Origin of the sequence: Rugamonas apoptosis (assembly GCF_014042355.1) — a bacterium.
Lineage (GTDB): Bacteria > Pseudomonadota > Gammaproteobacteria > Burkholderiales > Burkholderiaceae_D > Rugamonas > Rugamonas apoptosis.
Genome location: NZ_JACEZU010000004.1, coordinates 184,796 through 208,409 on the forward strand (window position 1 = coordinate 184,796; position 23,614 = coordinate 208,409).

At 66.8% G+C, this 23,614-nt stretch carries 16 protein-coding genes; 4 read left to right on the forward strand and 12 right to left on the reverse strand.

Annotation, left to right across the window (positions count from 1 at the left end; all coding sequences use genetic code 11):
• Positions 1–7: 7 nt before the first annotated feature.
• From soxA to H3H39_RS10130, 7 genes are all read right to left on the reverse strand, one after another.
• The gene (gene soxA / locus H3H39_RS10100) at positions 8–805 is read right to left on the reverse strand and encodes a sulfur oxidation c-type cytochrome SoxA (RefSeq protein WP_182153245.1); all 798 of its coding nucleotides are present in this window, start codon (positions 803–805) and stop codon (positions 8–10) included.
• A 38-nt stretch (positions 806–843) separates the two neighbouring features.
• Positions 844–1,155, reverse strand: a complete 312-nt coding sequence (gene soxZ, locus H3H39_RS10105) for a thiosulfate oxidation carrier complex protein SoxZ (protein WP_182153246.1) — start codon at positions 1,153–1,155, stop codon at positions 844–846.
• A 46-nt stretch (positions 1,156–1,201) separates the two neighbouring features.
• The gene (soxY, locus tag H3H39_RS10110) at positions 1,202–1,663 is read right to left on the reverse strand and encodes a thiosulfate oxidation carrier protein SoxY (RefSeq protein ID WP_182153247.1); all 462 of its coding nucleotides are present in this window, start codon (positions 1,661–1,663) and stop codon (positions 1,202–1,204) included.
• Between the two features lie 135 nt (positions 1,664–1,798).
• The gene (locus tag H3H39_RS10115; RefSeq protein ID WP_182153248.1) at positions 1,799–2,923 is read right to left on the reverse strand and encodes a c-type cytochrome; all 1,125 of its coding nucleotides are present in this window, start codon (positions 2,921–2,923) and stop codon (positions 1,799–1,801) included.
• Positions 2,907–4,253 (reverse strand): sulfite dehydrogenase, encoded by a 1,347-nt coding sequence (gene soxC / locus H3H39_RS10120; RefSeq protein ID WP_182153249.1) that lies wholly within the window; start codon positions 4,251–4,253, stop codon positions 2,907–2,909. Before soxC ends, H3H39_RS10115 begins: the two co-directional genes overlap by 17 nt.
• A gap of 92 nt (positions 4,254–4,345) precedes the next feature.
• Positions 4,346–4,711, reverse strand: coding sequence for an ArsR/SmtB family transcription factor (locus tag H3H39_RS10125; protein WP_229217961.1), 366 nt, complete (start codon positions 4,709–4,711; stop codon positions 4,346–4,348).
• Positions 4,712–4,787: 76 nt separating this feature from the next.
• On the reverse strand, positions 4,788–5,777 hold the full coding sequence (locus H3H39_RS10130; RefSeq protein WP_182153250.1) for an MBL fold metallo-hydrolase: 990 nt from the start codon (positions 5,775–5,777) through the stop codon (positions 4,788–4,790).
• A 147-nt stretch (positions 5,778–5,924) separates the two neighbouring features.
• Here H3H39_RS10130 and H3H39_RS10135 point away from each other — a divergent pair, with 147 nt between their 5' ends.
• From H3H39_RS10135 to H3H39_RS10150, 4 genes are all read left to right on the forward strand, one after another.
• Positions 5,925–6,977: a YeeE/YedE family protein gene (locus H3H39_RS10135; RefSeq protein WP_182153251.1), complete on the forward strand. Its 1,053-nt coding sequence runs from the start codon at positions 5,925–5,927 to the stop codon at positions 6,975–6,977.
• A gap of 301 nt (positions 6,978–7,278) precedes the next feature.
• On the forward strand, positions 7,279–8,286 hold the full coding sequence (locus H3H39_RS10140) for an ABC transporter substrate-binding protein (protein ID WP_229217962.1): 1,008 nt from the start codon (positions 7,279–7,281) through the stop codon (positions 8,284–8,286).
• A gap of 116 nt (positions 8,287–8,402) precedes the next feature.
• Positions 8,403–9,539: an ABC transporter substrate-binding protein gene (locus H3H39_RS10145; protein ID WP_182153252.1), complete on the forward strand. Its 1,137-nt coding sequence runs from the start codon at positions 8,403–8,405 to the stop codon at positions 9,537–9,539.
• Positions 9,540–9,577: 38 nt separating this feature from the next.
• On the forward strand, positions 9,578–14,041 hold the full coding sequence (locus tag H3H39_RS10150; protein WP_182153253.1) for an EAL domain-containing protein: 4,464 nt from the start codon (positions 9,578–9,580) through the stop codon (positions 14,039–14,041).
• A 39-nt stretch (positions 14,042–14,080) separates the two neighbouring features.
• Here the strand turns inward: H3H39_RS10150 and H3H39_RS10155 are convergent, their stop codons facing one another.
• From H3H39_RS10155 to H3H39_RS10175, 5 genes are all read right to left on the reverse strand, one after another.
• Positions 14,081–15,013 carry a GGDEF domain-containing protein gene (locus tag H3H39_RS10155; protein WP_220461496.1) on the reverse strand — a complete coding sequence of 311 codons (933 nt, stop codon included), beginning with the start codon at positions 15,011–15,013 and terminating at the stop codon, positions 14,081–14,083.
• Between the two features lie 44 nt (positions 15,014–15,057).
• On the reverse strand, positions 15,058–15,441 hold the full coding sequence (locus H3H39_RS10160) for a response regulator (RefSeq protein ID WP_182153254.1): 384 nt from the start codon (positions 15,439–15,441) through the stop codon (positions 15,058–15,060).
• Positions 15,442–15,461: 20 nt separating this feature from the next.
• Positions 15,462–15,962 carry a chemotaxis protein CheX gene (locus tag H3H39_RS10165; protein WP_182153255.1) on the reverse strand — a complete coding sequence of 167 codons (501 nt, stop codon included), beginning with the start codon at positions 15,960–15,962 and terminating at the stop codon, positions 15,462–15,464.
• Positions 15,963–16,040: 78 nt separating this feature from the next.
• A complete protein-coding gene (locus H3H39_RS10170; RefSeq protein WP_182153256.1) occupies positions 16,041–22,088 on the reverse strand; it encodes an AAA family ATPase in 6,048 nt (2,015 codons plus the stop codon).
• A gap of 185 nt (positions 22,089–22,273) precedes the next feature.
• Positions 22,274–23,578, reverse strand: coding sequence for a hypothetical protein (locus H3H39_RS10175; protein WP_182153257.1), 1,305 nt, complete (start codon positions 23,576–23,578; stop codon positions 22,274–22,276).
• Positions 23,579–23,614 lie beyond the last annotated feature (36 nt).

Sequence of the window (23,614 nt, forward strand, 5' to 3'; positions counted from 1 at the left end):
CTTCTCCTTAACGTTTCAGCGCGGGGGCGTCGAACTTGCCGCCCTCGGCGCTCTTGGCCAGATACATGGTGAGCGCCGTCACCGCGTCCGATGCGTACACCGGTTCGGGGAAGCGCTGCTGGCGGAAGCAGTCCATCAGCCGGTGCTGCATGGTGCGCACCTCGCCCTGCGACACGCGGTACGCCGGCCAGGTGGTGTAAGCCGCCTGCGCGTTGGCCTTGTTGAGCATATTGGGCAGCTCCTGCAGGCGGATACGCTGGCCGTTGGCGCCATGGCAGGTGGCGCACGCGAAATCGTGCGCGCCGCCACGGTAGAAGAACAGCTTCTTGCCCACCTCGTAAGCCTGCTTCTCCAGCGGATGCGCGGTGGAAACGGCCATCATCATGCCGCGCGACTCGGCCGCCACGTAGCTCATGATGGCTTCGATGTCGGATGGGTTGCCGGGCGAGGCGAAGGGATTCTTGAGCGCCTCCGCCTGGGTCAGGCCCTGGATCGTCACGCGGCAGTATGCGAGCCGCTGTTCCGCGTCCATCACCTTGCCGGTGTCCTTGAAAAAGCGCGGCAGCGCCACGTAGGCGCCTTTCAGCACGCCCGGACCCTGGCCCATGTCGCACGTCTCCAGCGTCGCCTGCTTCGGACCGGCCTTCTTCTTCCACAGTTCCTCGCCGCGCATTTCCCACAACTCGGCGGGATTACCGTCGGCCAGCATCTGCCGGTATTTGGCGATTTCGTCGGTGGCCGACGTCTGCGCCCACGCCGGCAAGACCGCCAGCGCCGACAGGATCAAACCAGCACTTCTTTTCATCGTGTCTCCTCCGATTGCTTGCCTGGCGTGGCGCCACATCAGCTGACGACGCCTTCGTCGGTGCGGCTGTCGCCCGTATTGTCGGTCCAGGTCACGCTGACCTTGTCACCCTTGGCGCCGCCCTTGAATTTGAACGACAGGAACGGGTCTTTCGACACCGAGGGGCCGAACTGCGCGTCCAGCACCACCTTGTCCTTGCACTTGACCACCAGCGTCTTGATGTGGTGGGCCGGTATCACCTTGCCCGCCGCGTCCTTGCGCTGGCCCGTCTCCATATCGTGACGCATCAAAATCTTCACTTCCACCGTGTCGCCCGCGGCAGCGGCGCGAATACGCATCGGATCACCCATGATCTTTCCTTTACTGTGATGTTTTAGAGACTCGCAAGCGTGTGGCTCAACCGCCGCAACCGCCCAGCGTGACCTTGATTTCCTTGCTGGCCACCAGCCACTTGCCGTCCGCCTTGACCAGCGCGTGCACGTTCGAGGTGGCGCCCATCTTGACGCGGGTGCTGATGGCGGGCTCGGTGCCGGCCGGGATCGCGAAAGCGGCCGACATGGCGCTCGGGTTCTTGTCCACCAAAATGGCCATGTATTCCGTGTTGGGCGCCTTGGACGCGACCGACACCGGCACCACGGCGCCGTTTTCAGCGATATCCGGGCCGCTCACGATCACGTCGGGGCTGACGGCGAACTTGTCGCCACCGAGCGCCTTGAGCACATCTTCCAGGCTCTTGGCATCGAACACCTTCTGGCTCCATTCAGCCGCGAAGACGTCGGACGGCTTGAGCAGGCCCGCCGTAAATGCCATGCCCAGCACGGACGAAATCCGCAGCATGTCGCGTCGACTTTGATTCATCACTCTCTCTCCTATCGAAAAATACAGGGCTGGCTGGTGGCCGGCCCACGGTTGCCGCAGTCTTGCTGCTGCCTTCATGGTTGCTGCATTCGGACGGGCGGGCCATGCCGGCCCACCCAGTGTAACGCTTCGTTGTTACTTCGCGCCGGCCAGCACCCAGGTCACCAGGGTCTGGAGCTCATCGTCCTTCAAACTGGCCTGGGCCGGCATGGGGATGGTGCCCCAGGTGCCGCTGGTGCCGGCGCGGACCTTGGCGGCCAGCGCGGCGGGCGCGCCCGCGTCACCCCGGTAGCGGGCCGCCACATCGCTGAACGCGGGACCGACGATCTTGTTGGTGATGCCGTGGCAGGCCACGCAGGCATTCTGCTTCGCCAGCTTCAGGCCCGCGCTCTCGGCGCCCACCTGGGCGGCGGCAGAAGCGTTCACATTAGCGGCTGCACCTGCGGCGACGGAGGCGACAGGACTGGCGGCACCTATCGGCGCGGCCGGCGCGGGTTTGGTGGTGTCCGCACCGCGCACGGGGCCGAAGGTCCGGTTCTGCAGCGCGATATTGCCGTGCGCGTTGCGCGATGGTTCCGGCAAGGTCGAACGCACACCTGGTTCGACCGGGCAGTTCTTCATGCACACCACGCTATGCACATCGGGCTTGCCCTTGAGGTCCCACATGCCGTGTTTCGTGTCCATGCCATTCCGGTTCGGCATGCGTTGCTGCACCTGCGCGATGTTCTGGTCCGACAGTGTGAAATCGTCCGGCACGATCTCGCCCATGTTCAGGATGTAGGCCAGCACGGCGTACACCTCGTCCGTCTTGAGCGACTTGGGCGCCGTCCACGGCATGGCGCGGTTGATGTAGTCCCACAGCGTGGAGACGGTGGCCACCTTCATCAGGGTGGTCTTCTGCGGCTGGCGGCCCGTCTTCAGCGCGGCCACATGGCCGGTCTTGATATCGTCGGCCGTGGTGCCGCCCACGATCGGGGTGAACACTTCATTCGATTCGCCGAAGGTGCCGTGGCAGCTGGCGCAACGCCCTTCCCAGATCACCTGGCCGGCGGCCACCGTACCCGCGCCCTTGGGCAAGCCCTTGAAATCGGGCCGCACATCGATATCCCAGGCCGCCACTTCCGCCGCCGTGGCGGGACGCCCCAGGCCCGTGGGCGTGGACGTGACTGCGGCGGCGGGTGCGGCCTGCGCCTGCCAAGCCGCGCCGGCCAAAGCCAGCACGAGAACGTGCCTGAAAGCGGATTTAATAAACCTGGACATTGGACACCTCGCCGGATTGTGCGACTTGCCAGGACTGGATCGCGTTGTTGTGATAAATGGATTTGGTGCCGCGCACGGCGCGCAGTTCGTTGATCTTGGGCTGCACATAGCCCGTCTCGTCGATCGCGCGCGACTGCAGCACGGTGGGCGAGCCGTCCCACACCCAGTCGATGTTAAAGCGGGTCAGGCACTTGGGCAGCACGGGCGACTCCAGCCGCGCCGTGCGCCAGTTGCGCCCGCCGTCCACCGACACATCGACCCGCTTGATCCGGCCCCGGCCCGACCACGCCAGGCCCGTGACGTTGTAGAAGCCCTTATCGAGCAAGGTCTGCCCGGCCGAGGGCGTGGTGATCACGGACTTGCACTCCTGGATGGACGTGTACTGGCGGAAGTTCCCGTCCGGCATGGCGTCGATGTAGTGCACCGCCTCGTCCTTGCTGGCGTAGGGCTGGTCGCCCACTTCGATGCGGCGCAGCCACTTGACCCACGACACACCCTGCACGCCCGGCACCACCAGCCGCAGCGGATAGCCATTCTCGGGCCGCAGCATTTCGCCGTTCATGGCCCAGGCCACGATCACGTCGTCCAGCGCGCGGTCCAGCGAAATGGTGCGCGTCATGGCCGAGCCATCGCCGCCTTCGGCCAGGATCACGCGCGCGTTCTTCTTGTCGTAGCCGCATTCCTCCAGCAGCACGGACAAGGGCACGCCGGTGAACTCGCTGCAGCTGAGCATGCCGTGCGAATACTGCACCGTGGGCACGGCCACATTACCCCACTCCATGGCCGTGTTGGCGCCGCACTCGATGAAGTGCATGCGCGACACGGACGGCATGCGCATCAAGTCGTCCATGGTGTACACCTTGGGCGTCTTGACCATGCCGTTGATCATCAGGCGATGGGTGGACGGGTCGATGTCATACCAGCCCTGGTGGTGGCGCTCGAAATGCAGGCCGCTGGGCGTGATGATGCCGAACAAGCCTTGCAGCGGCGTGAAGGCGACGGACGCTGCGCCCACCCGCGTCAGGCCGGGCGATTCGCGCCGCAGCAGATTGGTTTCGAATTTGGACGGCATGCCATACGGATTGCTGGCCACCGGTTTGCCCAGCGTGCGCGCATGCTCGGGCAGGTTCAGGATGTTGGGGTCGCCGGCCGGCTGGGCCAGCGCGTGGCCGCCGGCCAGGGCCGCGCCGGCCGCCAGGAAGCTGCGCCGCAGGAAACCGCGGCGTTCCTCGCTCAGGCCACCGGCCGTGATGTCGGCGGCCAGTGTGCCGTCGATGAAATGCTCAGGCGCGCGCAGGATGCGGCCCCGCTGCGTGGGTTCATTTGGCATGAAGTGTGTCTCCCCTCGATACGACAATATAGTTATATGATCATTTAGGCATATGTTACTTGCAAGAAAGCCGCCGCCTGCGCGGCCTCCCCTTACTCGTCACCCACCATGAACGTGCCCGCCACTTTGCCGGCGGACGCGCGACTTTCGATCCGGCTGGCCATTTGCCCGCAGACAGTGCGGCACAGGTCGACCGTCGCCTGGTCATCGATCCGGTAATAGACTTGCGTCCCTTCCTTGCGCCGGCCCAGTATCCGGGCCCGGTACAGCATGTTCAGCTGGCGCGACACGTTGGCCTGGGTCGATTCGATCTCGGTCACGATCTCCCCCACCGGGCGTTCGCCGCCGCACAGCGCGTGCAGTATCTTGAGCCGCGTCGGTTCCGACAGCAGGAAGAAGTAGTTCGACACTTCCTCAAACACTTCACCCATGGCTTCCCGGCCTAGATTCTCTTTCATTTCTCGATCACAATATGCGTATATGCGCATATAACCAGATTTGTTGGGTAATTGCAAGAGCGACGCAAACGCACCGCTATTTCGCCTGCAGGCTTTCGCGCTCCATCAGGATGTAGGTGCCGTAGGCGTTCAGGCGGTTGGCGCCGGCGAACGCGGGGTAAGCGCTGAAGCGGCCCCAGTCCGTTTCGGCGTAAGCCTGCTCGAACGGCACCATGTCCGCCACGGCGGCGCCCATCTTGTCGCGGAGGAACAACAAATAATCGCGCGTGAGGGCGATGTCGTCCAGCGGCGCGCGCGACATCTCACCGTGGCCGGGCACCACCACTTGCGGCCGCAGCGCCAGCATGCGCTGCAGCGCCGTCAGCCACACCTTGCTGTCGGCGTCACCCACGAACGGGATCCGGCCTGTAAAGAACAAGTCGCCCGCGAACAGCATGTGATCCTCTTCCACGGCCAGCATGATGTCGCCTTCCGAATGGGCGCCGCTGCTGTCGATCAGGCGCAGGTGCAGGCCGCCCATCTCGAACGCGATCTCGCCGCCCTGGGAGAAGCTGAGCCAGTGGTCGGCCGGCACCAGCCGGGTTTGCGCGTTGACCCAGGGCGCCAGCGCCACCCGGCGCTGTTCCAGCCGTTCGCGCGCCAGGTCCGAGGCCAGGTATTGCTTGCCGTTCTCGTGCGCCCACACTTCCGCCCCGCGCGCCTTGAACGCTTGCAGGCCGTAGAAATGGTCGGCGTGATAGTGGCTGACGATCACCCGCCGCACGGGCTGGCGCGTCACGCGGCTAATCGCTTGCAACATGGCCTCGCCCAGTGCCGAACTGCCCAGCGTGTCGAACACGACCACCCCGGCCTTGGTGACGACGAAGCCGGCGTTGGACATGAAGCCCTGGTTGTCCGCGCCCGCCACCCCGGCCTGGCCGTGGAAATAATAGACATGCGGCGACACGGGAATGGCCTCCAGACGCAGGCTGGGCGGCACCGGCGCGGCCGCCGCTGCAGCCAGCGGCAGCAACCACATCATCGTCAGCGCCAGCACGCCGGCCAGTCCCTTGCTCCACCTATGCATACCGTCTCCCCGTCGTTCGCACCGCCATACGCGGCGCGCAAAAACTTACCAATATACAACACTCTCGTCCAACCAGTACCATTTGCGTATATGCCTATAGAAGCATATATGGTTTAATTACCGGTGACAACAGAATCCGAAAATGCCATGAACTTGCTGACGCTGATGGAAACGGTGGGCGAAAACCAGACCCTGGCCCTGGGCGGCCTGCTCATCGGCCTGTGCTTCGGCTACCTGGCCCAGCGCTCGCGCTTCTGCCTGCGCTCGGCCGTGATCGAAACCTGCCACGGCCAACTGGGCGGCAAGCTGGCCGTGTGGCTGCTGGCCTTCGGCGCGGCCGTCAGCCTGACCCAATTGTTCATCCTGGCCGGCGTGCTCGACGTGGGCAGCGCCCGCCAGCTGGCCACCCGCGGCACCGTGTCCGGCGCACTGGTCGGTGGCGCCCTGTTCGGCTGCGGCATGATCCTGGCGCGCGGCTGCGCCAGCCGGCTGCTGATCCTGGCCGGCACGGGCAACTTGCGCGCCTTGCTGTCGGGCCTGGTGTTCGCGGTGGTGGCGCAAGCGTCGCTGGGCGGCATGCTGGCGCCGTTGCGGCTGGCCATCAGCGACTGGTGGACCATCGACGGCGGCAATGCGCGCGACCTGCTGCTGTGGTTCCACGCCAGCCATGGCGCCGGCCTCGCGTTCGGCCTGGCTTGGCTGATCGGCGGGCTGGCGTTCGCCTGGCGCGCCCGGCTCGGCCCCTGGCCGGTGCTGGCCGGGCTGGCCTGCGGCGCCATGGTCGCCTGCGCCTGGCTGTTCAACTACCAGGTGTCGGCCCAGGCCTTCGAACTGGTGCCCGTCAAGAGTCTCAGTTTCACGGGGCCGGCGGCCGACATGCTGATGCTGGTGCTGTCGCCGCCGGGCAAGCCGTGGAATTTCGATGTGGGCCTGGTGCCCGGCGTGGCGCTGGGCGCCTTCCTGGGCGGCCTGCGCGGACGCGAACTGAAGCTGGAAGGCTTCAAGGATGGCCTCAGCATGCGCCGTTACCTGATCGGCGCGGCCTGCATGGGCCTGGGCGGCATGCTGGCCGGCGGCTGCGCCGTGGGCGCGGGCGTATCCGGCGCGGCCGTGTTCGCGCTGACGGCCTGGCTCACCCTGTTCGCCATCTGGGGCGCGGCCGCCGCCACGGACGCGCTCATGGACCGCCCTGGCGTCTGAGACTGGCCCTGGGTGCGGCGAAAATCGCCGGGCGATTCTTGCCGAGTGGCATAATAAACACTGTAATCCCTACACGCCGCTCAAGTTCCTACGCAAACCCCCCGGGACGGGATACACTTGCTCCAATAGCAATTGGTTGACTGTGATTAACAGGTTCGCGCAGCGGGCCGCCATTCCAGACCACGATGCGCCCTTTCCAGTTCCATTTCCATCCCGCCAGGCCGCGTTGAAAAACCTGACACCAGCGGCCAGCCCAGTCTCTCCGCACCGCCTGCCGGGCGTGCTTCTGCCACGCGCGTCCATGGCCGGCTGGCTGCTGGCCGGCATGTTGGCGCTGGTCTTGCCCGCAGCCGGCGCGTTCACCGTGCCCGACAACACGGCCGCGCGCGGCGCCCATGGCGAGCAGTTGGCGCAAGCGGCCGACCCGGCCCGCCGTCCCCGCGTGGCGGCCGGCACCCTGGCCGTGCTCTACCCCGACATAGGCGAACCGTACCGCAAAGTCTTCACGGAAATCCTGGAAGGCATCGAAGACCAGGCCCAGTCGCACGTGCACGGCTATCCGGTGGCGGCCAGCGCCGATCCGGTTGAGTTGCAGGCCACGCTGAAAAACAGCGGCTGCCGGGTCGTCATCGCGCTGGGCCGGCAAGGCCTGAAGACGGCCTCCGGCCTCGATCTGCCACTGGGCATGGTGGTGGGCGGCGTCAGTTCCGTGCCGGATGCCGAGAAACTGAACGGCATTAGCCTTACTCCCGATCCAGCTTTGCTGTTTTCCCAACTAAAAGGCTTGCTGCCGGGCGTGCGGCGGGTGATCGTGGTCTACAACCCGCAAACCAATGAACCGCTGATCAAGCTGGCGCGCGAGGCGGCCCGGGCCCAGGGCCTGGAGCTGCTAACGCTGGAGGCCAGCGACCTGGCCGGTGCCGTGCGCCGCTACGAGACGGCGCTGGCGGGCGCCGATGGCCGGCGCGACGCGCTATGGCTGCCGCCCGACCCGCTCACCGTGGATGACGGCGTGATCGTGCCCATGGTGTTGCGGGAGTCGTGGAATCGCAACATCGCGATTTTTTCCAGCAGCATCGTGCATGTGCGCAAAGGGGCGCTGTTCGCCCTCTACCCCAACAATTTCGAGCTGGGCCGCGACCTGGCCACGCTGGCCCTGGCCCGCCTCAACGGCGACCTGGCGCGGCGCGGGGTGGCCCCGTTACGGGCCGTGCGCACGGCCCTGAACACCCGCAGCGCCAGCCACATGGGCTTGATTATTTCCACCAGTCAACAACGTAGTTTTGATGCGATTTTCCCGGAACCGTAGCCGAGTCAAGCCGTACATGATTTTTGGCAACAAATTTCCTTTAGTTTAACTAGCTTCAGCATATATACTACGGTGTACTAGGTCCCAAGTCGCAAGGGACGGCAACTGACAGCTGAATGAATAACATGAACCTCAACGCCGGCCGCCGCGTGCGCGCCTGCTTCGCCTTGTTGCTGGCCCTGGCCGGCACCGGCGTGATGACCCCGGCCAGCGCCCAGCGCAGCGACCAGCCCTCCATCGTCGACCTGCCCGGTACCCACGTTCGTTCCGACGTTGGCGCCCTGATGGACCGCATCGAGTCCGGCAACGTGCCGGCGCCCTACCGTGCCGTCACCCTGGCCCAGCTGGAAGACCAATTGCGCCGGCCCGAACTGCAAGCGTCGATCGGCAAGGGCGGCACCATCGCCGTGCTGTACCCGAACGTGGAAGAGCCGTTCCGCTCGGCCTTCGTCAGCATGATCCAGGGCATCGAGGAGCGCACCAAGCTGCATGTGCGCAGCTATCCGGTCGATCCGCGCGTCGATACCAGTGAACTGAACGCCACGCTCAAGCGCAACGGCACCCGGGTCGTGATCGCGCTGGGCCGCCAGGGCCTGAACGCGACCACGGGACTGGACAAGGAAATCACCGTGCTGGCCGGCGGCGTGCTGCTGCTGTCGGAAGCGGACAACGTGGCCGGCATCAGCATGACGCCCGATCCAGCCCTGCTGTTCGCCCGCCTGCGCGTGCTGCTGCCGGAACTGAAGCGGGTGATCGTCGTCTACAACCCCCAAAAGACGGAATGGCTGATCAAGCTGGCGCGCGAGGCGGCCCGCGCCCAGGGCCTGGAATTGTCCACCCATGTGGCCGGCGACCTGGCCCGCGCGGCCCAGCTCTATCCGCAACTGATCGCCGCCGCCGACAGCCGCCACGACGCCGTCTGGCTGCCGCACGACACCACCACCGTGGAGGAAGGCACCATCCTGCCGCTGGTGCTGCGCGAATCGTGGAACAGCGGCGTGCCCCTGTTCTCAAGCAACGCGCTGCATGTGAAAAAAGGCGCGCTGTTCGGCATGGTGCCCAACAACGTGGAACTGGGCCGCACCCTGGCCAGTTCCGCGCTCGGCGTGATCGCCGGCGACAACAAACGCCGCAGCCTGACGCCGTTGCGCGAACTGCAAACGGCCATCAACGTGCGCACGGCCAGTCACATCGGCCTGAACCTGGGGGAGCGCCAGCAGCGCAGTTTCGACTTCGTCTATCCCCAGCCGTGAAACATCAGCACTCCATTTAACCCCAAACCACGGTTAACATGTTCCGTCATTACTTACGCCGCACCGGATTCCAGCATCAACTGACCGTCATCGTCTCGGCCGCCATCCTGGTGCTGGCGTTGTTCTCGTCGTTCATGAACTCGTGGGAAGCGCGCTCGCGCATGCGCGACCATTTCATCGGCCAGGGCCAGCGGGTGGCCGAAAACCTGGCGCGCCAGAGTACCCTGGCGCTGCTGTTCCACTCGCCGGAGAACGCGCGCGACGTGGTCAGTTCCACGCTCGCCTTCCCCGACGTGGTGGGGGTGCAGATCAGCGACGCCAAACACAAGGTACTGCTGTCCAAGGTGCAAGGCGGCGCCACGCTGGACGCGGCCGCCCAACGGCACACCAGCCTGGCCCACGCCGGCCTGGTGGGTGAAAACCAGGACGCCTGGCTGTTCGCCGCGCCCGTGTTCGGCGGCCAGTCCGAAGCCTCGCCGTTCGAACTGCAGGAGCGCCAGCCCCAGTTGCTCGGTTATGTCCATGTCCAGTTCGGCAAGGACACGCTGCAGCACCTGACCTTGTCGCTGTTGCTGGGCAACCTGGCCATCAGCCTGTCGTTCGCCGTGATCCTGCTGCTGCTGGTGCGCCTGCTCACGCGCCACATGATCAACCCGCTCAACGCGCTGTCGACCCTGATGCGGCGCGCCGAAGCGGGCGAATCGGGCATGCGCGCCAAGCCGGCCGGCCCGCGCGACCTGATCGAGATGGGCCAGGCCTTCAACAAGATGATGAACGTGCTGGAACAGCGCGAGGCCGAACTGATGGAATCGCGCGACGCGGCCGTCAACATGGCGCAGATGAAGGCCCAGTTCGCGGCCACCGTCAGCCACGAAGTGCGTACCCCGCTCAATGGCGTGGTCGGCATGCTCGACATGCTCAAGGAAATGCGGCTCAATCAGCGCCAGCAGGAATGCGTGGACGTGGCCTGGAATTCCTCGCGCACGCTGATCGACCTGATCAACAATATACTTGACTACTCAAAGATGGAGGCCGGCAAGCTGGCGCTGGAGGAAGTCGACTTCGACCTGCGCACGCTGCTGGAGGAAGTGGTGGAACTGGTGGCCCGCCCGGCCCAGCAGAAAGGGGTGGAGATTGCCTACCTGCTGGACGCGGCCGTGCCGGCCCGCATCACGGGCGACGCCCTGCGGCTGCGCCAGATCCTCATCAACCTGCTGGGCAACGCCGTCAAGTTCACGGAACAGGGCGAAGTCGCGCTCAGCGTCACCCGCACCGTGGTCGGCGATGGCGATGGCTTGCGCTTCGAAGTGCGCGACAGCGGCATCGGCATGAGCCTGGAAGTGCAGCGCCACCTGTTCGAATCGTATGTGCAGCCCGACCCCTCGACCACCCGCCGCTACGGCGGCACGGGCCTGGGGCTGGCCATCTGCAAACAACTGGTGGGCCTGCTGGGCGGCCAGATCGGCGTCACCAGCGTGCCCGGCGCCGGCACCACCTTCGTGTTCACCGTGCGCTGCCAGCCAGCCGCCAGCCAGCCGGCCACGCCGGCCGACACCACGCTGGCCGGCGTGCCGGTGCTGGTGGTCGATGGCAGTGAACTGGTGCGCAGCTTCCTGCGCCAGGCGCTGGAACGCCACGGCGTGCGCTGCCAGGCCACCGGCTCCGGCGGCGCCGCGCTGTGCGAACTGAAGGCGGCGGCCGCCGCCGGCCAGCATTACCGCGCCGTGATCCTCGACATGGCCGTCACCGACGACGAAGGCGGCGACCTGGCCGGGCGCATCGACGCCACCGGCCTGGGCGCGCAATTGCTGGTGCTGGACCGCTTCGGCCCGGCCGCCGGCGGCACCACCATCGGCGGCCACGCCACGCTGGGCAAGCCGCTGCGCCAGGAACGGCTGCTGGCCGCGCTGCGCACGCTGCTGGCCGGACGCCCCGCCCCCGAACCGCAGCAACTGAGCCACGCCGGCGCGCCGCCGGCACGCCAGTTCCGGGTGCTGGTGGCCGAGGACAACCGCACCAACCAGATGGTGGCGGCCGGCATGCTGGCCATGAATGGCTGCGTGTGCGAATTCGCCGCCAACGGCCGCGAAGCCGTGCTGGCGGCCCAGCGCAACCAGTACGACCTGATCCTGATGGATTGCAGCATGCCGGAGATGGATGGCTACGAGGCCACGGCCCACATCCGCCTGGCCGAGGAAGCCCAGGGCCGCCGCACCCCGCTGGTGGCGATGACGGCCAACACCCAGCGCGGCGACGCGGAAAAATGCCTGGCGGCCGGCATGGACGACTACCTGGCCAAACCCATCACCCTGATCGAACTGCGCCACAAGCTGGAAAAATGGCTGCCCCATGGGGCCGAGCCGCAGCCGCAAGCGCCCGCCGCCGCCGCCACCGAAGCCGAGTGCGAGCGCCAGCCGGCCGCCCTCCCCGCCACCGCCACCGCCAGCCCGGTCGACCGCGACGTGTTCGACAAGCTGCGCGACATCCTCGGCGCCACCCTGCCGCACGCCATCAGCCCCTTCCTGGAAGACGCCCCCACCAGCCTCGACGAGCTGGAACAGGCGGTCCAGGGCGGCGACATCGAAACGGCCCGGGCCCGCGCCCACGCGCTCAAAGGCTCGTCCGGCAACTTGGGGGCGACCGAACTGGCGCAACTGGCGGGCCAGGCCGAACAACTGGCGATCGCCCACAAGCTGGCCGAGATCGAACCGCTGCTGCCGCAACTGCGCGCCAGCTACCAAGCGGTGGCCGAATTCCTGCACGCCCAGCTGGGCGGCGCCACGGCCGACGGCACCCTGAGCGACGAAGACATGCCGCAAGTGCTGGTGGTGGACGACGACCGCAGCACCCGCAGCACCTTGCGCTACACCTTGCAGCGCGACGGCTTCCGGGTCGAGGAAGCGGCCGACGGCGCCCAGGCGCTGGCCATGCTCAAGCGCTTCCAGCCCGACGTGATCCTGATGGACGCCGTGATGCCGGTGATGGACGGCTTCACGGCCTGCGCCCGCATGCAGGAACTGCCCGGCGGCAGCGCCATTCCGGTGCTGATGATCACCGCCTTGCAGGACAATTCCTCGGTCGAGCGCGCGTTCGCGGCCGGCGCCAGCGACTACATTCCCAAGCCCATCCACTACGCCGTGCTGTCGCAGCGGGTGCGCCGCATCATCGAAGGCAACCGGGCCGAGAAGCGCATCCGCCACCTGGCCTTCAACGACCTGTTGACGGGCCTGCCCAACCGCACCCTGTTCTTCGATCTGCTGGGGCAGAGCATCGAGACGGCCGGCGCGGCCGGCGGCCAGGTGGCCGTGCTGTTCATGGACCTGGACCGCTTCAAGTACGTCAACGACAACCTGGGCCACGACGTCGGCGACCGCCTGCTGCAAGCCGTGGCGCAACGCGTGCGCCACAGCGTGCGCAACGTGGACACCGTGGCGCGCCTGGGCGGCGACGAATTCACCGTGGTGCTGAGCGACCTCGATGGCCCGGGCGCGGCCGCCGCCGCCGCCCACAACATCTGCCGCATGCTGGCCACCCCGTTCCAGATCGATGGCCACGACATCTTCGTCACCAGCAGCGTGGGCATCGCCATGTATCCGCACGACGGCGCCGACGTGGCCACCCTCGTCAAGCACGCCGACAGCGCCATGTACCGCGCCAAGCGCACCAACACCGGCTTCCAGTTCTACGAAGCGTCGATGGAGCAGTCGATCTCCGAGCACGTGCGGCTGGAAAGCGACTTGCGGCGCGCGCTGGAACTGGACCAGCTGGAAGTGTATTACCAGCCCCAGTCCAGCTTCGCCACCGGCCAGATCGTGGCCATGGAGGCGCTAGTGCGCTGGCACCACCCCACCCGCGGCATGGTATCGCCAGCCGAGTTCATTCCATTGGCCGAGGAAACGGGCATCATCAAGCCGCTGGGCGACTGGGTGCTGCGCACCGCCTGTGCCCAGCTCAAGGCCTGGCACACCGAAGGCTTGCCGCCGCTGCGGGTGGCCGTCAACCTGTCGGTGCGCCAGCTGCTGCAAAAGGATTTCTCGCGCACGGTGGAAGCCGTGTTGGCCGACACGGGCCTGGCGCCACACCTGCTGGAACTGGAGATCACGGAAAGCACGCTGATGGAGAACGCCCAGGATACGCTGACGGCGCTGCACCGCTTGCGCTCGCTGGGGGTGCGGCTGTCGATCGACGATTTCGGCACGGGCTATTCTTCGCTGTCCTACCTGAAGCGCTTCCCGGTCGACATCATCAAGATCGACCGCTCCTTTGTGCGCGACGTGCCGCAGGACGCGGACGACGCGGCCATCGTCACGGCCATCATCGCGCTGGCCCACAGCCTGCGGCTGGAAGTGGTGGCGGAAGGGGTGGAGACGGCGGCCCAGTTGCACTTCCTGCAGGCCCGCCATTGCGACCTGCTGCAAGGTTATCACCTGAGCCCGGCGATTCCCGCGGCCCAGTTCGCGGCCCTGGTGCGCCAGCACGAGCCGGGCACGGTGCGGGCTTGATGGTGGAGCTCAGCTAGATTCAGCTGAGCTCAGCCACAATCAACCGAACTCGGCGAACTGGACGTAGTCGCGGCCCAGCGTCTTGGCGCCGTACAGGGCCTGGTCGGCGCGCGCCACCATTTTCTCAGGCGCTTCGCCGGCGCAATATTCAGCCACCCCGATCGAGCACGTGATGCGGCCGACCAGCGGAAATTCGAGTGCCGCCACCGCTTGCCGGATTTCCTCGGCCAGCACGACGGCCTCGGCCGACGGCGTGTTGGGACAGATCACCATGAATTCCTCGCCGCCCCAACGCCCCACGCAATCGGTTTTGCGCACCCGGCGCCGGAACAGGTCGGCGATGCGGGTCAGCACCAGGTCGCCCATCTGGTGGCCATGGCTGTCGTTGACCAGCTTGAAGCGGTCCACGTCGATCAGCAGCGCCGACAACGGTTCGCCGTAACGGCGCGCGCGCGCCACTTCCTGGTCCAGCTGCTCGGTCAGCAGGCGGCGGTTGCTGATGCCCGTCAGGCTGTCGGTGACGGTCAGCCGTTCCAGCTCGCGGTTCTTGAGCGACAGGTCGGCATGGGCTTCGGCCAGCGCGTTCTGCGCCTCCTTGAGCTTGCTGACGTCGACCGCGATCGAATACTTGGCCAGCCGCCCGTCGAACCAGGCAATCAAGGTTTCCTGCAATTGATACCAGCGGTCGTCCGATTCGTTGAAATGCTCGAAGATGACGGTCTTGCCGATCGGCTCAGGCTGCGCGCGCATGCTGTTGATGGCACAAAACGAGCACGGCGTGTCGCGGCCATAGATGGCCTGGTAGCACTTCTTGCCTACGGTGTCGCCGGTGCGCTTGAGCATGGTGCGGTTCACATTGATCAGCTCGTGAGTCGCCACATCCACCACGTAGATCGGGAACGGGACCACGTCAAACACACTGGTCCAGTACTCGGGCATGGCGGGATTGATGATGAAGTGATGATCGGACATGGCGTGGCGCTTGCTGGTCAGGATGGGAGGGAATAACCGGAAACCTAATGGCTGACGTGGCGCAGGCGCGCCGCCTTGGCCATGGACTCGGCCAGTTTTTCCGGGCGGATCGGTTTCAGGATGTAGCCGCGGGCGCCCGCGTCGATGGCCGACAGCACCATTTTTTCCTGGCCATGCGAGGTGGCCATGATGATATAGGCGTCGGGGAACTCCTCGATAATCAGGCGCGTGGCCTGCACCCCATCCATGTCCGGCATCGTGATATCCATCGTCACCACGTCGGGCCGGCATTCGCGGTAGGCCGCCAGCGCCTGCTCGCCGGTGGCGGCGATGCGCACCACGTTATGCCCCAGCTCGCTCAACATGGAAGTGAGTTTATCGATCGCAATGATCGAATCGTCGACGATCAACACATTCAAAGCTGTCATTGCAGGATTCCTTATCGCGCTCAATTGAGGTAATTCAGTTGCTGGTCGAACAGTTCGCAGGGGCCGACAAAGCTGATGTCGATGCAGCCGAACGCGGTGCGCAAGGACATGCAGGTAAAGACGGCATCGCTGGGCCGCCACACGGTGCGTTCCTGCTCGATCACGGCCGGCGCCGACAGCGACAGGGCGCCCCCGGCCTGCGGCAAGTCGCCGGTGCAGTGGCCGACGATGATGTTGACGATTTCCTCGGCCGAGGCGCGCCGGTACTGCTCGTGCCGCGCCGCCGGCACCACGATATCGGCCGTGAAGCGCCGGGTCAGTTCGTCGAGCAGTGCGCGCTGGAACGTGAATGCGATGAACACGTTGACGGTCCCGCCCACGCCCACGATCACCGTGGTGTCATACAAGGGCAGCACGTCGACATTGCCGCGCGACTGCAAATGGCCGTGGAGCGCTACGCCCATTTCCTGCTCCAGGAAATGGCGCGTCCGTTTGTAGGCCGATGCCATGATACTGGACATCACTTCCCCATTACCACTCACACGATCCCCTTTCATGATCCGACGCGTCGCCCGGCACGGCCGACGCCGGCGCCGGCGCTATGATCGCATTGTCAATGCATTTTCGTCAATAGATATTGCCGCAAGTCCATGCATTGGCAAGTGGAACCGGAATTCGGCGCCGCCGCCGGCCACGCTGTGCGCCGTCACCGTGCCGCCCAGCTTGTGCACTTCGGCCCGCACGGCGGCCAGTCCCACGCCGCGGCCGGCGAGGAGGTCGGCATGCTCGCTGGTCGACAGGCCGTCGCGGAACACCAGGTCGCTCAATTGCGCCGGGTCCCATTGCTGGGCCTGATCGGCCGGGCACAGGCCCAGCGCCACGGCGCGGGCGCGCAAGGCCGCCAGGTCCAGGCCGGCGCCATCGTCGGCAATCACCAGCGTCAACTGGCCATCAGCCTGGGTCACCGTGCAGCTGATCTGCCCCGCCTCGGGCTTGCCGGCGGCCAGCCGGCGCGCCGGTTCCTCGATGCCGTGCGCGACGGCATTGCGGAACACGTGCACCAGCGAACGCAGGAACGGCCGGCACACGGCCGGATCGAGCCAGATGTCGTGCCCGCCCGACAGCGCCAGCGGCGCCACCAGCTTGTGCTGGCGCGCGGCCACCGGCGCGTAGGCCCGTTCCAGCCCCGCCAGCGCGTCGCGCAGCGCGATGCGGTGCAGATTGCCGATCCGCAGCAGCTCGGCGCGGCGCGCCGGCGCCGCCACGTCCACTGTCTCGCCGCGCAGCAGCCGGCCTACCAATTGTTCCAGCTGGCGGGCCTGCTGGGCGCTCAAGGTCAGGCGCGCGCCCCCGGCCAGGAAAGCGGCCCCCAGCACCGCTTCCAGCGCCGCCAGGTCGGCCGTCAGCGCCTCGTCCAGCGCGGCCTGCTCCAGCAGCCCGGCCAGCGTCGCGGTGTCCACCGCGGCGCCGGCCTTGAGCGCGTCGAGCTGGTGTTCCAACTGGTGCAGGCGCTGCGGCGTGTGCTGCAGGCTGAACTGGTTCAGCACGCCCTTGTACGTGTGCACTTCACGGTACAACTGCTGCAACAGCCCGGCCGACACCGCCGGCGCCGCCAGCCACTGCGGCAAATCCACCCGCACGAAGTGGCGGAACGCGGCCACGCTGTCGAGGAAGTCATCGCTGTCGGCCACGGCCGCATGCACCATCTTGAGCCGCGCATGTTCGGCGGCGGCCTGCTCGGCCAGCCGGCGCTGCTCCGTGACGTCGGTCAGGGTCGCCATCAGGCGGCCGTCGTCCAGCACCGTGTAGGCGGCCGCCAGACGCAGGCCGGCCCGTTCGAATTCAGCCGGCAACAGACTGAGCATGAGGTCGCGCCGGTCCACGTCCTGGGTGCGCAACACCTTGGGCACGGCCAGGGCCATCAGGTCGGCCATGGCGCTGTCGTCGGGGAACAGCAAATCGGCCACGTTGCGCCCCGCCGGCACCCCGGCCAGCATCGCTTCGCAAGCGCGGCTGTACTGGGCGTCGACCACCAGGTCGGCGCCGAACGACAGGAAGCCCTGGGCCGAATGGTCCAGCAGCACCGACACCTGGCGGCTCGTCACGCGCACCGTTTCCAGCGAATCGGCCAGCTCGCGGGTGCGCGCGCGCACCCGGGCCTCCATGTCGCCGTACAGGCGCGCGTTCTCGATCGAGATGGCGGCCTGCCCGGCCAGCACCCGCAGCAGTTCCAGCCGCCCCGTGGAAAACGCGCCCACGGTCAGGGCGTTCTCCAGGTACAGCATGCCGACCAGCGCGCCCTGCAGCAGGATAGGCTCGCACAGCACCGACACGGCCGGCACGCTGCGCCAGTAGCGGTCCTCGGCGAACAAGGGGTCCTGGCGCGCATCCTGGATCACCTGGGTGGCCAGGGTACGGCTCACGTATTGCACCATCGAGACCGGCAGCAGCGGTTCGCCTTCGCCATCCAGCGGCAGGTCGCGCAGGTCGACTTCGATCCGCTGGCGGGCCCAGGCCTGGGCCGCGATCCGCAAGCTGTCGCCCTGCTTCAGCAGCAACAGCGCGCGCTGGGCGCCGGAATGCTCGACCACGATGGTCAGCAGTGTGCGCAGCAGCTCGGTGCTGACGATTTCCTTGGAAATGGCTTGCGACGCCTCCGTAACGGCCAGCATGTCGAGCGCCTGCTCGCTGAGCGCGCCGGTGGCCGCCGCCGCATGGCCGTGCGTGGCCGGGCGGGTGCGGCTGGCCGTGCCCGGCGGCTGGTCGGGCTGGCTGGCCGAGGCCGTGGCCAGCCAGCCTGCGAACGCGGCCGACAATTGCGCCGTCTTGGCGCCCGCGCCCCACCGTTCATACGCTTGCAAGGCTTGCCGCAGATAGTGGCTGGCCAGCCGCGCGCGGCCAGCGGCACGCAAGGCGCGCGCCGCCAGTTCGTAGGCCAGCGCTTCCTCGTGCAAGGCGCCGCTGGCGCGGGCCGCGTCGATCGCTTGTTCGCCGCAGTGCCAGCCCCGATCAGCCTGGCCCGTCAGGCGCAAGCGCTCCGCCTCCACCAGCAGCCAGTGGTGGCGGTAGTTGGCGGGCGCGTGCGCCGCCCATTTGGCCAGCTTGCCCTGGTTGGCGGCCACCTGGCGCAGCGTGCGCCGGCGCCGGCCGCCAGCGGCCGGCAAGTTGGCCAACATGGCCAGCGATTCGTAGAAGTGAAACAGCACGAAGGCGTGCATGCCCACGCCCGCCTTCAGGTAGGGGCGCGCCGTACGCGCATGGGCCAGGGCGGCGCCATGGTCGTGGAAGTACACGGCCAGCATCAGCTTGGCGCAATAGAGCAGGAACAGGGTGCTGGCGTCATTGGCCTTGCGGTGCAGCGGCAGCATGTCCGCCTCGCGGTAGGCGTCGCCGTCCAGCAGGGCCGGCTGCGCCGTGGCGGTGGCGAAATTGCGCGCCGTCTGCCACCAGATGTTGTGCCAGTACAGCGACGAGCCCACCTGGAAGCGTTGCAGGTCGGCGTGCGCGACGGCCATCTCGTCCAGCAGTTCCGGCAGCGGACTACCGCAGTGGAACAGCGTCTGCATGTAATTGTTGCGGGCATAGGAGGCGTATTCCACATCGCCCTTCTCCAGCGACAAGGCGTAACAATCCTGGTACAACGGCAGGGTCGAGCGCAAGGGATGCTTGAATTTGCGGATGATCCAGGCGCCGAAGAACAAGGGCTGCTGCAGGTTCAAGCCGTGGCGCCGCGCCAGGTCGGTGGCGAAATCGCCGAACGCGACGCCGGCCTCGATATTGCCCAACAACGCACTCTCCGTGATGCCCCACCAGGCGAAGCCATAGCCGGCGTTGGGCGAGTGGCCATGCGCCAGCGACAGCCCGACCATCCGGCACACGACCATGGCCAGCAAGCCTTCCGAAGTCCAGTAAGCGGGCGGCAACAACAGGCCCAGCATGTCCATCGCGGCCAGGCGCAGCGGGTCCGTCATGGCCGGCAGCGCCCGCAGATCGTCCAGGCTCTTGCCGCGCAACGCCAACTTGGTGCGCATCAGCCTGGCCAGCACGGCCAGCTGGCCCGGTGCCTTCGACAGCGGCACACCCAGCAGGCGCAAGGCGTGCAGCGCCGCGTCGACGGCGTCGGCCAGCCGATTTTGCGCCACATAAGCTTGCACCCGCACTTTCAGCGCGCCCACCTGGTCCAGCACGCCATCGCGCTGGGCCAGCAACTCGTCCAGCCACCGCTCCATGCTGTCGTATTGCTGGGTCAGGAACGCCACTTCGGCCGCGCCCAGGCACAGTTCCAGCGCCTGCTCCGGCTGGCGTTGCCAGTGGTCCGGCGCCCGCGCTTCGAGCGCCACGCGAAAATACGCCAGCGACGACGAGTACGCGGTGGCCGCCTTGGCCCGCTTGCCCGCCTGCAGGTTGACGGCGATCAGTTGCTCGCGTTGGCGCGGGTCCGAAATCAGGGCGCGGCCGGCGTTGAACTGGTTGGCGATATCGAAGATGTGGCGCTGCTGTTCCTCCGGCCCCAGTTCGGCCAGCCATCGCAAGGCGATGTCGTGATGCAGCCGGTCGCGCGTTTGCTGGCCCAGCATGCCGTAGGCGGCCTGGCGCACGCGGTCGTGGATGAACTGATAGTGGACGTTGGCCGTGTTGCTCTGCTGGCGGGCGATGCGGTAGTTGCTGCCGATCGGGGTCAGGATGCCTGCGCGTAGCGCCTGTTCCAGCGCGTCGGCCACCTGGTAGGCGGGCTGGTTCAACAGCACGGCCAGCGTCGCCAGTTCGAAGCGGTCACCGATGCAGGACGCATACAACAACGCTTGTTGCGCAGCCTCCGGCAAGCGGCCTATCCTGACGCTCATCAGGTCGACCACGTTGTCGGCGATGGCCAGCGCGCCGATGTCCTCCTGGTTCCAGCACCAGCGGCGCGTGGGGCCATCGAAGCGCAGCAGCGCCTTGTGGTGCAGCTCGGTCAGTAACTGGCGCAGGAAAAAGGCGTTGCCATGGGTTTTCTCGAACAGCAGTCGGGCCAGCGGTGCGCAGTCGGCGCCACCCAGCGCGCCTTGCACCAGCGCGCCCACGTCGTCCGGTTGCAACGGTTGCACATCGATCGCCTCCACCACCACGGCGCCCTGGCGCAATTCTGCCAGCGCCAGCATCCACGGATGCGACGGCGGCGTCTCGTTGTCGCGGTAGGCGCAGATCAGCAGCAGCGAACGCAGCCGGCCCGGCGCCATCACGGCCTGCAGCAGCGACAGCGAACCGGCGTCGGCCCACTGCCAATCGTCGATGAACACCACCAGCGGATGTTCGGGCAGGCACACGGCTTCCAGGAAGTTAGCGAACACATAGTGCAGCCGGTTCAAGGCCTGGGCGCCGGCCAGCGGCGGCACCTCCGGCTGCGGCCCCAAAATCAGTTCGATCGACGGCACCACGTCGGCCAGCACCTTGCCCAGCGGGCCGACGGCCGCGCCCACCCGCGCGCGCCAGCGGGCCAGCGTGGTTTCGTCCTCGGTCAGCAGATGGTGGCAGAACTGCTCGAACGCCATGCGCCACGCATAAAACGGCACATCGCGCTGGTACTGGTCGAACTTGCCGGCGATGTAGCCGCCGTGGCGCTGGGTGACGGGCTTGTGCACCTCCTGCACCAGCGCCGTCTTGCCGCTGCCGGAGAAACCGCGCACCAGCAGCACCTCGGCCGGGCCGGTGGCGACCCGTTCGAAGGCGGCCACGATGGCGCCGATCTCGCGCGCCCGGCCGTACAGGATCTGCGGCAATTTGAAGATGCCTTGCGCGTCCTCGCGCCCCAGCGCGAACAGGGGCGCCGCGCCGGTGGCCAGCAAGGCGTCGCGGCAGCGCGTCAAGTCATGGGCCAGCCCGGCCGCGCTCTGGTAGCGCGCTTCAGCCGTCTTGGCCAGCGATTTCAGGATGATGGCCGACAGCACGGGCGGCAGGGCCGGATCGATCTCGTGCGGCGGCGGCGGTTCCAGCGCGATATGGGCGTGCACCAGTTCGATGCCGGCGCGGTTGGCGAACGGGCGCACGCCCGTCAACAGGTGATACAGGGTGGCGCCCAGCGTATAGATGTCGCTGCGGCTGTCGAGGTGGCGGTTGACGCGCCCGGTCTGCTCCGGCGACACATAGTGCAACGTGCCTTCCAGCGCCCGCACGCTCTGGAACTCGCGCCGCTCCTGGCTCAGTTGCGAGGCGATGCCGAAGTCGATGATGCGCAGCGCCCCCGTGGCCGGGTTCCAGATGATGTTGGAGGGCGTCAAATCCTTGTGGATCACGCCGCGCCGGTGCACCTGGTCCAGGATGCGGGCCACCCGGATGGCCAGGTCCAGTCCGTCGCGCCAACCGATGCGCCCGCGTTCCAGCAGTTGCGCCAGCGAGGTGCCGCCGATATCCTCCTCGACCATCATCAGCGAATCCTGCACATGCTCGAGCGCGCCGATGGCGATCACGCCGTCGATGTCGCCCAGCTCACGCGTGAGCTGGTATTCGCGCTGGAATTGGGCGTAACTGTCGGCGTCCACCTGCTCGCCGCCGCACAGGAACTTGAGGATCGCCGGGCTGCCGTCGGCCACGCCGGTGGCGCGCCAGATGCGCGTGTGTTCGGAACTGTACAGTTCTTCAGACAGACGGAAGTTCGAGTTTATGTGCATGACGGAGTCTGGATCGGGAAACGGGCCAGGCAAGACAGCGCCGGTCGTGAATTATCACACAAAGGCAGTGAATATTTGCATGAAATCAACATCCGTTATGCATTTAGGCAATAGATTGTACAGTCACGTATCAAGTCGGGGCCGCCCGGCACGTCCGTCCGGCCGGCCGGGCGCGTAACGCCCGCTCAGGCGGTGGCGTCGTGCTGCGCGAAGACGGCGCCGATGGCATCGGCCACGGCCAGGTTTTCCTCCTGCGCGCGCAGCGACGGGAAGAACGACAGGCACAGTTCCAGCTTGGCCGACATATTGATCACCATCACCGGGCGGTTGACGAGGCCGGCGCCCAGCGCATCCTTGGGCGCGATGTTGACGCCGCTCTGGTGGCGCACGGAACGGCAGCCGTGCAGGTATTCTTCGTCGCCCAGGAAGCGGTAGTTATTCCAGTTGGTGACGACGAAGGCCAGCGGGTCAGTCACCGCCTCCTGCCCCACCAGCGCCGCGTCGACGGCCTCTTCGGTCAGCTTGAAGATGGTCAGGTCGAGCTGGCTTTCCTTGAAATGGCGGATGCGGTCATGGATGGCCTTGGCCAGCTCGGCCATGGGCAGGCTGCCGTCGACGGAAACGGGGACGAAGGCGATGTAATTGCCGCAGTATTGGGCCCGCATCGACGGCGCCAGCAAGTCCGACAGCATCTTGAAGCTGACCGTGTGGCCGCTGGCCACGCCGCGCTGGGCCACGTTGATGTCGTGCACGCCCTTGGCCAGGGCCGCGCACACGACGCTGTTTTGCGTCACTTCCGGATACTGTGCGCGGCACGCTTGCAGCAGGCTGGCGATGTCGTGGTAACGCACCAGCGGGGCGAAACGCTGGCGCTGGTATTGTTCCAGCAGGTCCGGCACCTGGCCCGGCTGGATCGCGAACTGGCCCGCGTCGGCCACCGGGTAGGCTTGCAGATGGGCCAGGTTGGCGTCGCGGTCGTGGCCGGCGCCGGCCAGCAGCCCGGCCATGTCGTGCCCCGACAGGGTGGACATATTGCGCGCCGCGGCCAGCGCGGCGCTGGCGGCCGCGCCATCGCCACGCAAGGTGGCATTGTAGTGGTCGACGATCAGGTTCAGCACGGATTCGGCGCCGCGCGCGTCCACATAGGTGTGCTCGCAGGTCTGGGCCAGGATCACGTCGCGCGCGTCGTGCCGGTTGCGCAGCAAGGTCAGCGACATGGGGCAATGGCGCTGCTCGCCGTGGAAGGACAGGCTTTCGCGGCACAGTTCACCGAACGCGGTATCGACGTCGTCGCACTCGCGCAGGCCCAAGGTCAGCCCCTCGCCTTCGGCCTCGCACCAGGCGTAATCGTTCTGCGCCTGGAACCGCAGGCCGTGCTGGAATTTCTCCACCGCGCCCACGATCACGGCATAGCTTTCCTGCAAGGCCGCCACATCGACGTCGCCATACAGGCGATAGCCGCTGGTGAAAAAGATGTTCGCCCGACTCATCAGGGCTTCAAGATTGATATTTCCTACTGCCACGGC

Bases quoted from the DNA above. Each gene is read 5' to 3' on its own strand.
- soxA (WP_182153245.1), bottom strand. From the start codon at position 805: ATGAAAAGAAGTGCTGGTTTGATCCTGTCGGCGCTGGCGGTCTTGCCG.
- soxZ (WP_182153246.1), bottom strand. From the start codon at position 1,155: ATGGGTGATCCGATGCGTATTCGCGCCGCTGCCGCGGGCGACACGGTG.
- soxY (WP_182153247.1), bottom strand. From the start codon at position 1,663: ATGAATCAAAGTCGACGCGACATGCTGCGGATTTCGTCCGTGCTGGGC.
- H3H39_RS10115 (WP_182153248.1), bottom strand. From the start codon at position 2,923: ATGTCCAGGTTTATTAAATCCGCTTTCAGGCACGTTCTCGTGCTGGCT.
- soxC (WP_182153249.1), bottom strand. From the start codon at position 4,253: ATGCCAAATGAACCCACGCAGCGGGGCCGCATCCTGCGCGCGCCTGAG.
- H3H39_RS10125 (WP_229217961.1), bottom strand. From the start codon at position 4,711: ATGAAAGAGAATCTAGGCCGGGAAGCCATGGGTGAAGTGTTTGAGGAA.
- H3H39_RS10130 (WP_182153250.1), bottom strand. From the start codon at position 5,777: ATGCATAGGTGGAGCAAGGGACTGGCCGGCGTGCTGGCGCTGACGATG.
- H3H39_RS10135 (WP_182153251.1), top strand. From the start codon at position 5,925: ATGAACTTGCTGACGCTGATGGAAACGGTGGGCGAAAACCAGACCCTG.
- H3H39_RS10140 (WP_229217962.1), top strand. From the start codon at position 7,279: ATGGCCGGCTGGCTGCTGGCCGGCATGTTGGCGCTGGTCTTGCCCGCA.
- H3H39_RS10145 (WP_182153252.1), top strand. From the start codon at position 8,403: ATGAATAACATGAACCTCAACGCCGGCCGCCGCGTGCGCGCCTGCTTC.
- H3H39_RS10150 (WP_182153253.1), top strand. From the start codon at position 9,578: ATGTTCCGTCATTACTTACGCCGCACCGGATTCCAGCATCAACTGACC.
- H3H39_RS10155 (WP_220461496.1), bottom strand. From the start codon at position 15,013: ATGTCCGATCATCACTTCATCATCAATCCCGCCATGCCCGAGTACTGG.
- H3H39_RS10160 (WP_182153254.1), bottom strand. From the start codon at position 15,441: ATGACAGCTTTGAATGTGTTGATCGTCGACGATTCGATCATTGCGATC.
- H3H39_RS10165 (WP_182153255.1), bottom strand. From the start codon at position 15,962: ATGTCCAGTATCATGGCATCGGCCTACAAACGGACGCGCCATTTCCTG.
- H3H39_RS10170 (WP_182153256.1), bottom strand. From the start codon at position 22,088: ATGCACATAAACTCGAACTTCCGTCTGTCTGAAGAACTGTACAGTTCC.
- H3H39_RS10175 (WP_182153257.1), bottom strand. From the start codon at position 23,578: ATGAGTCGGGCGAACATCTTTTTCACCAGCGGCTATCGCCTGTATGGC.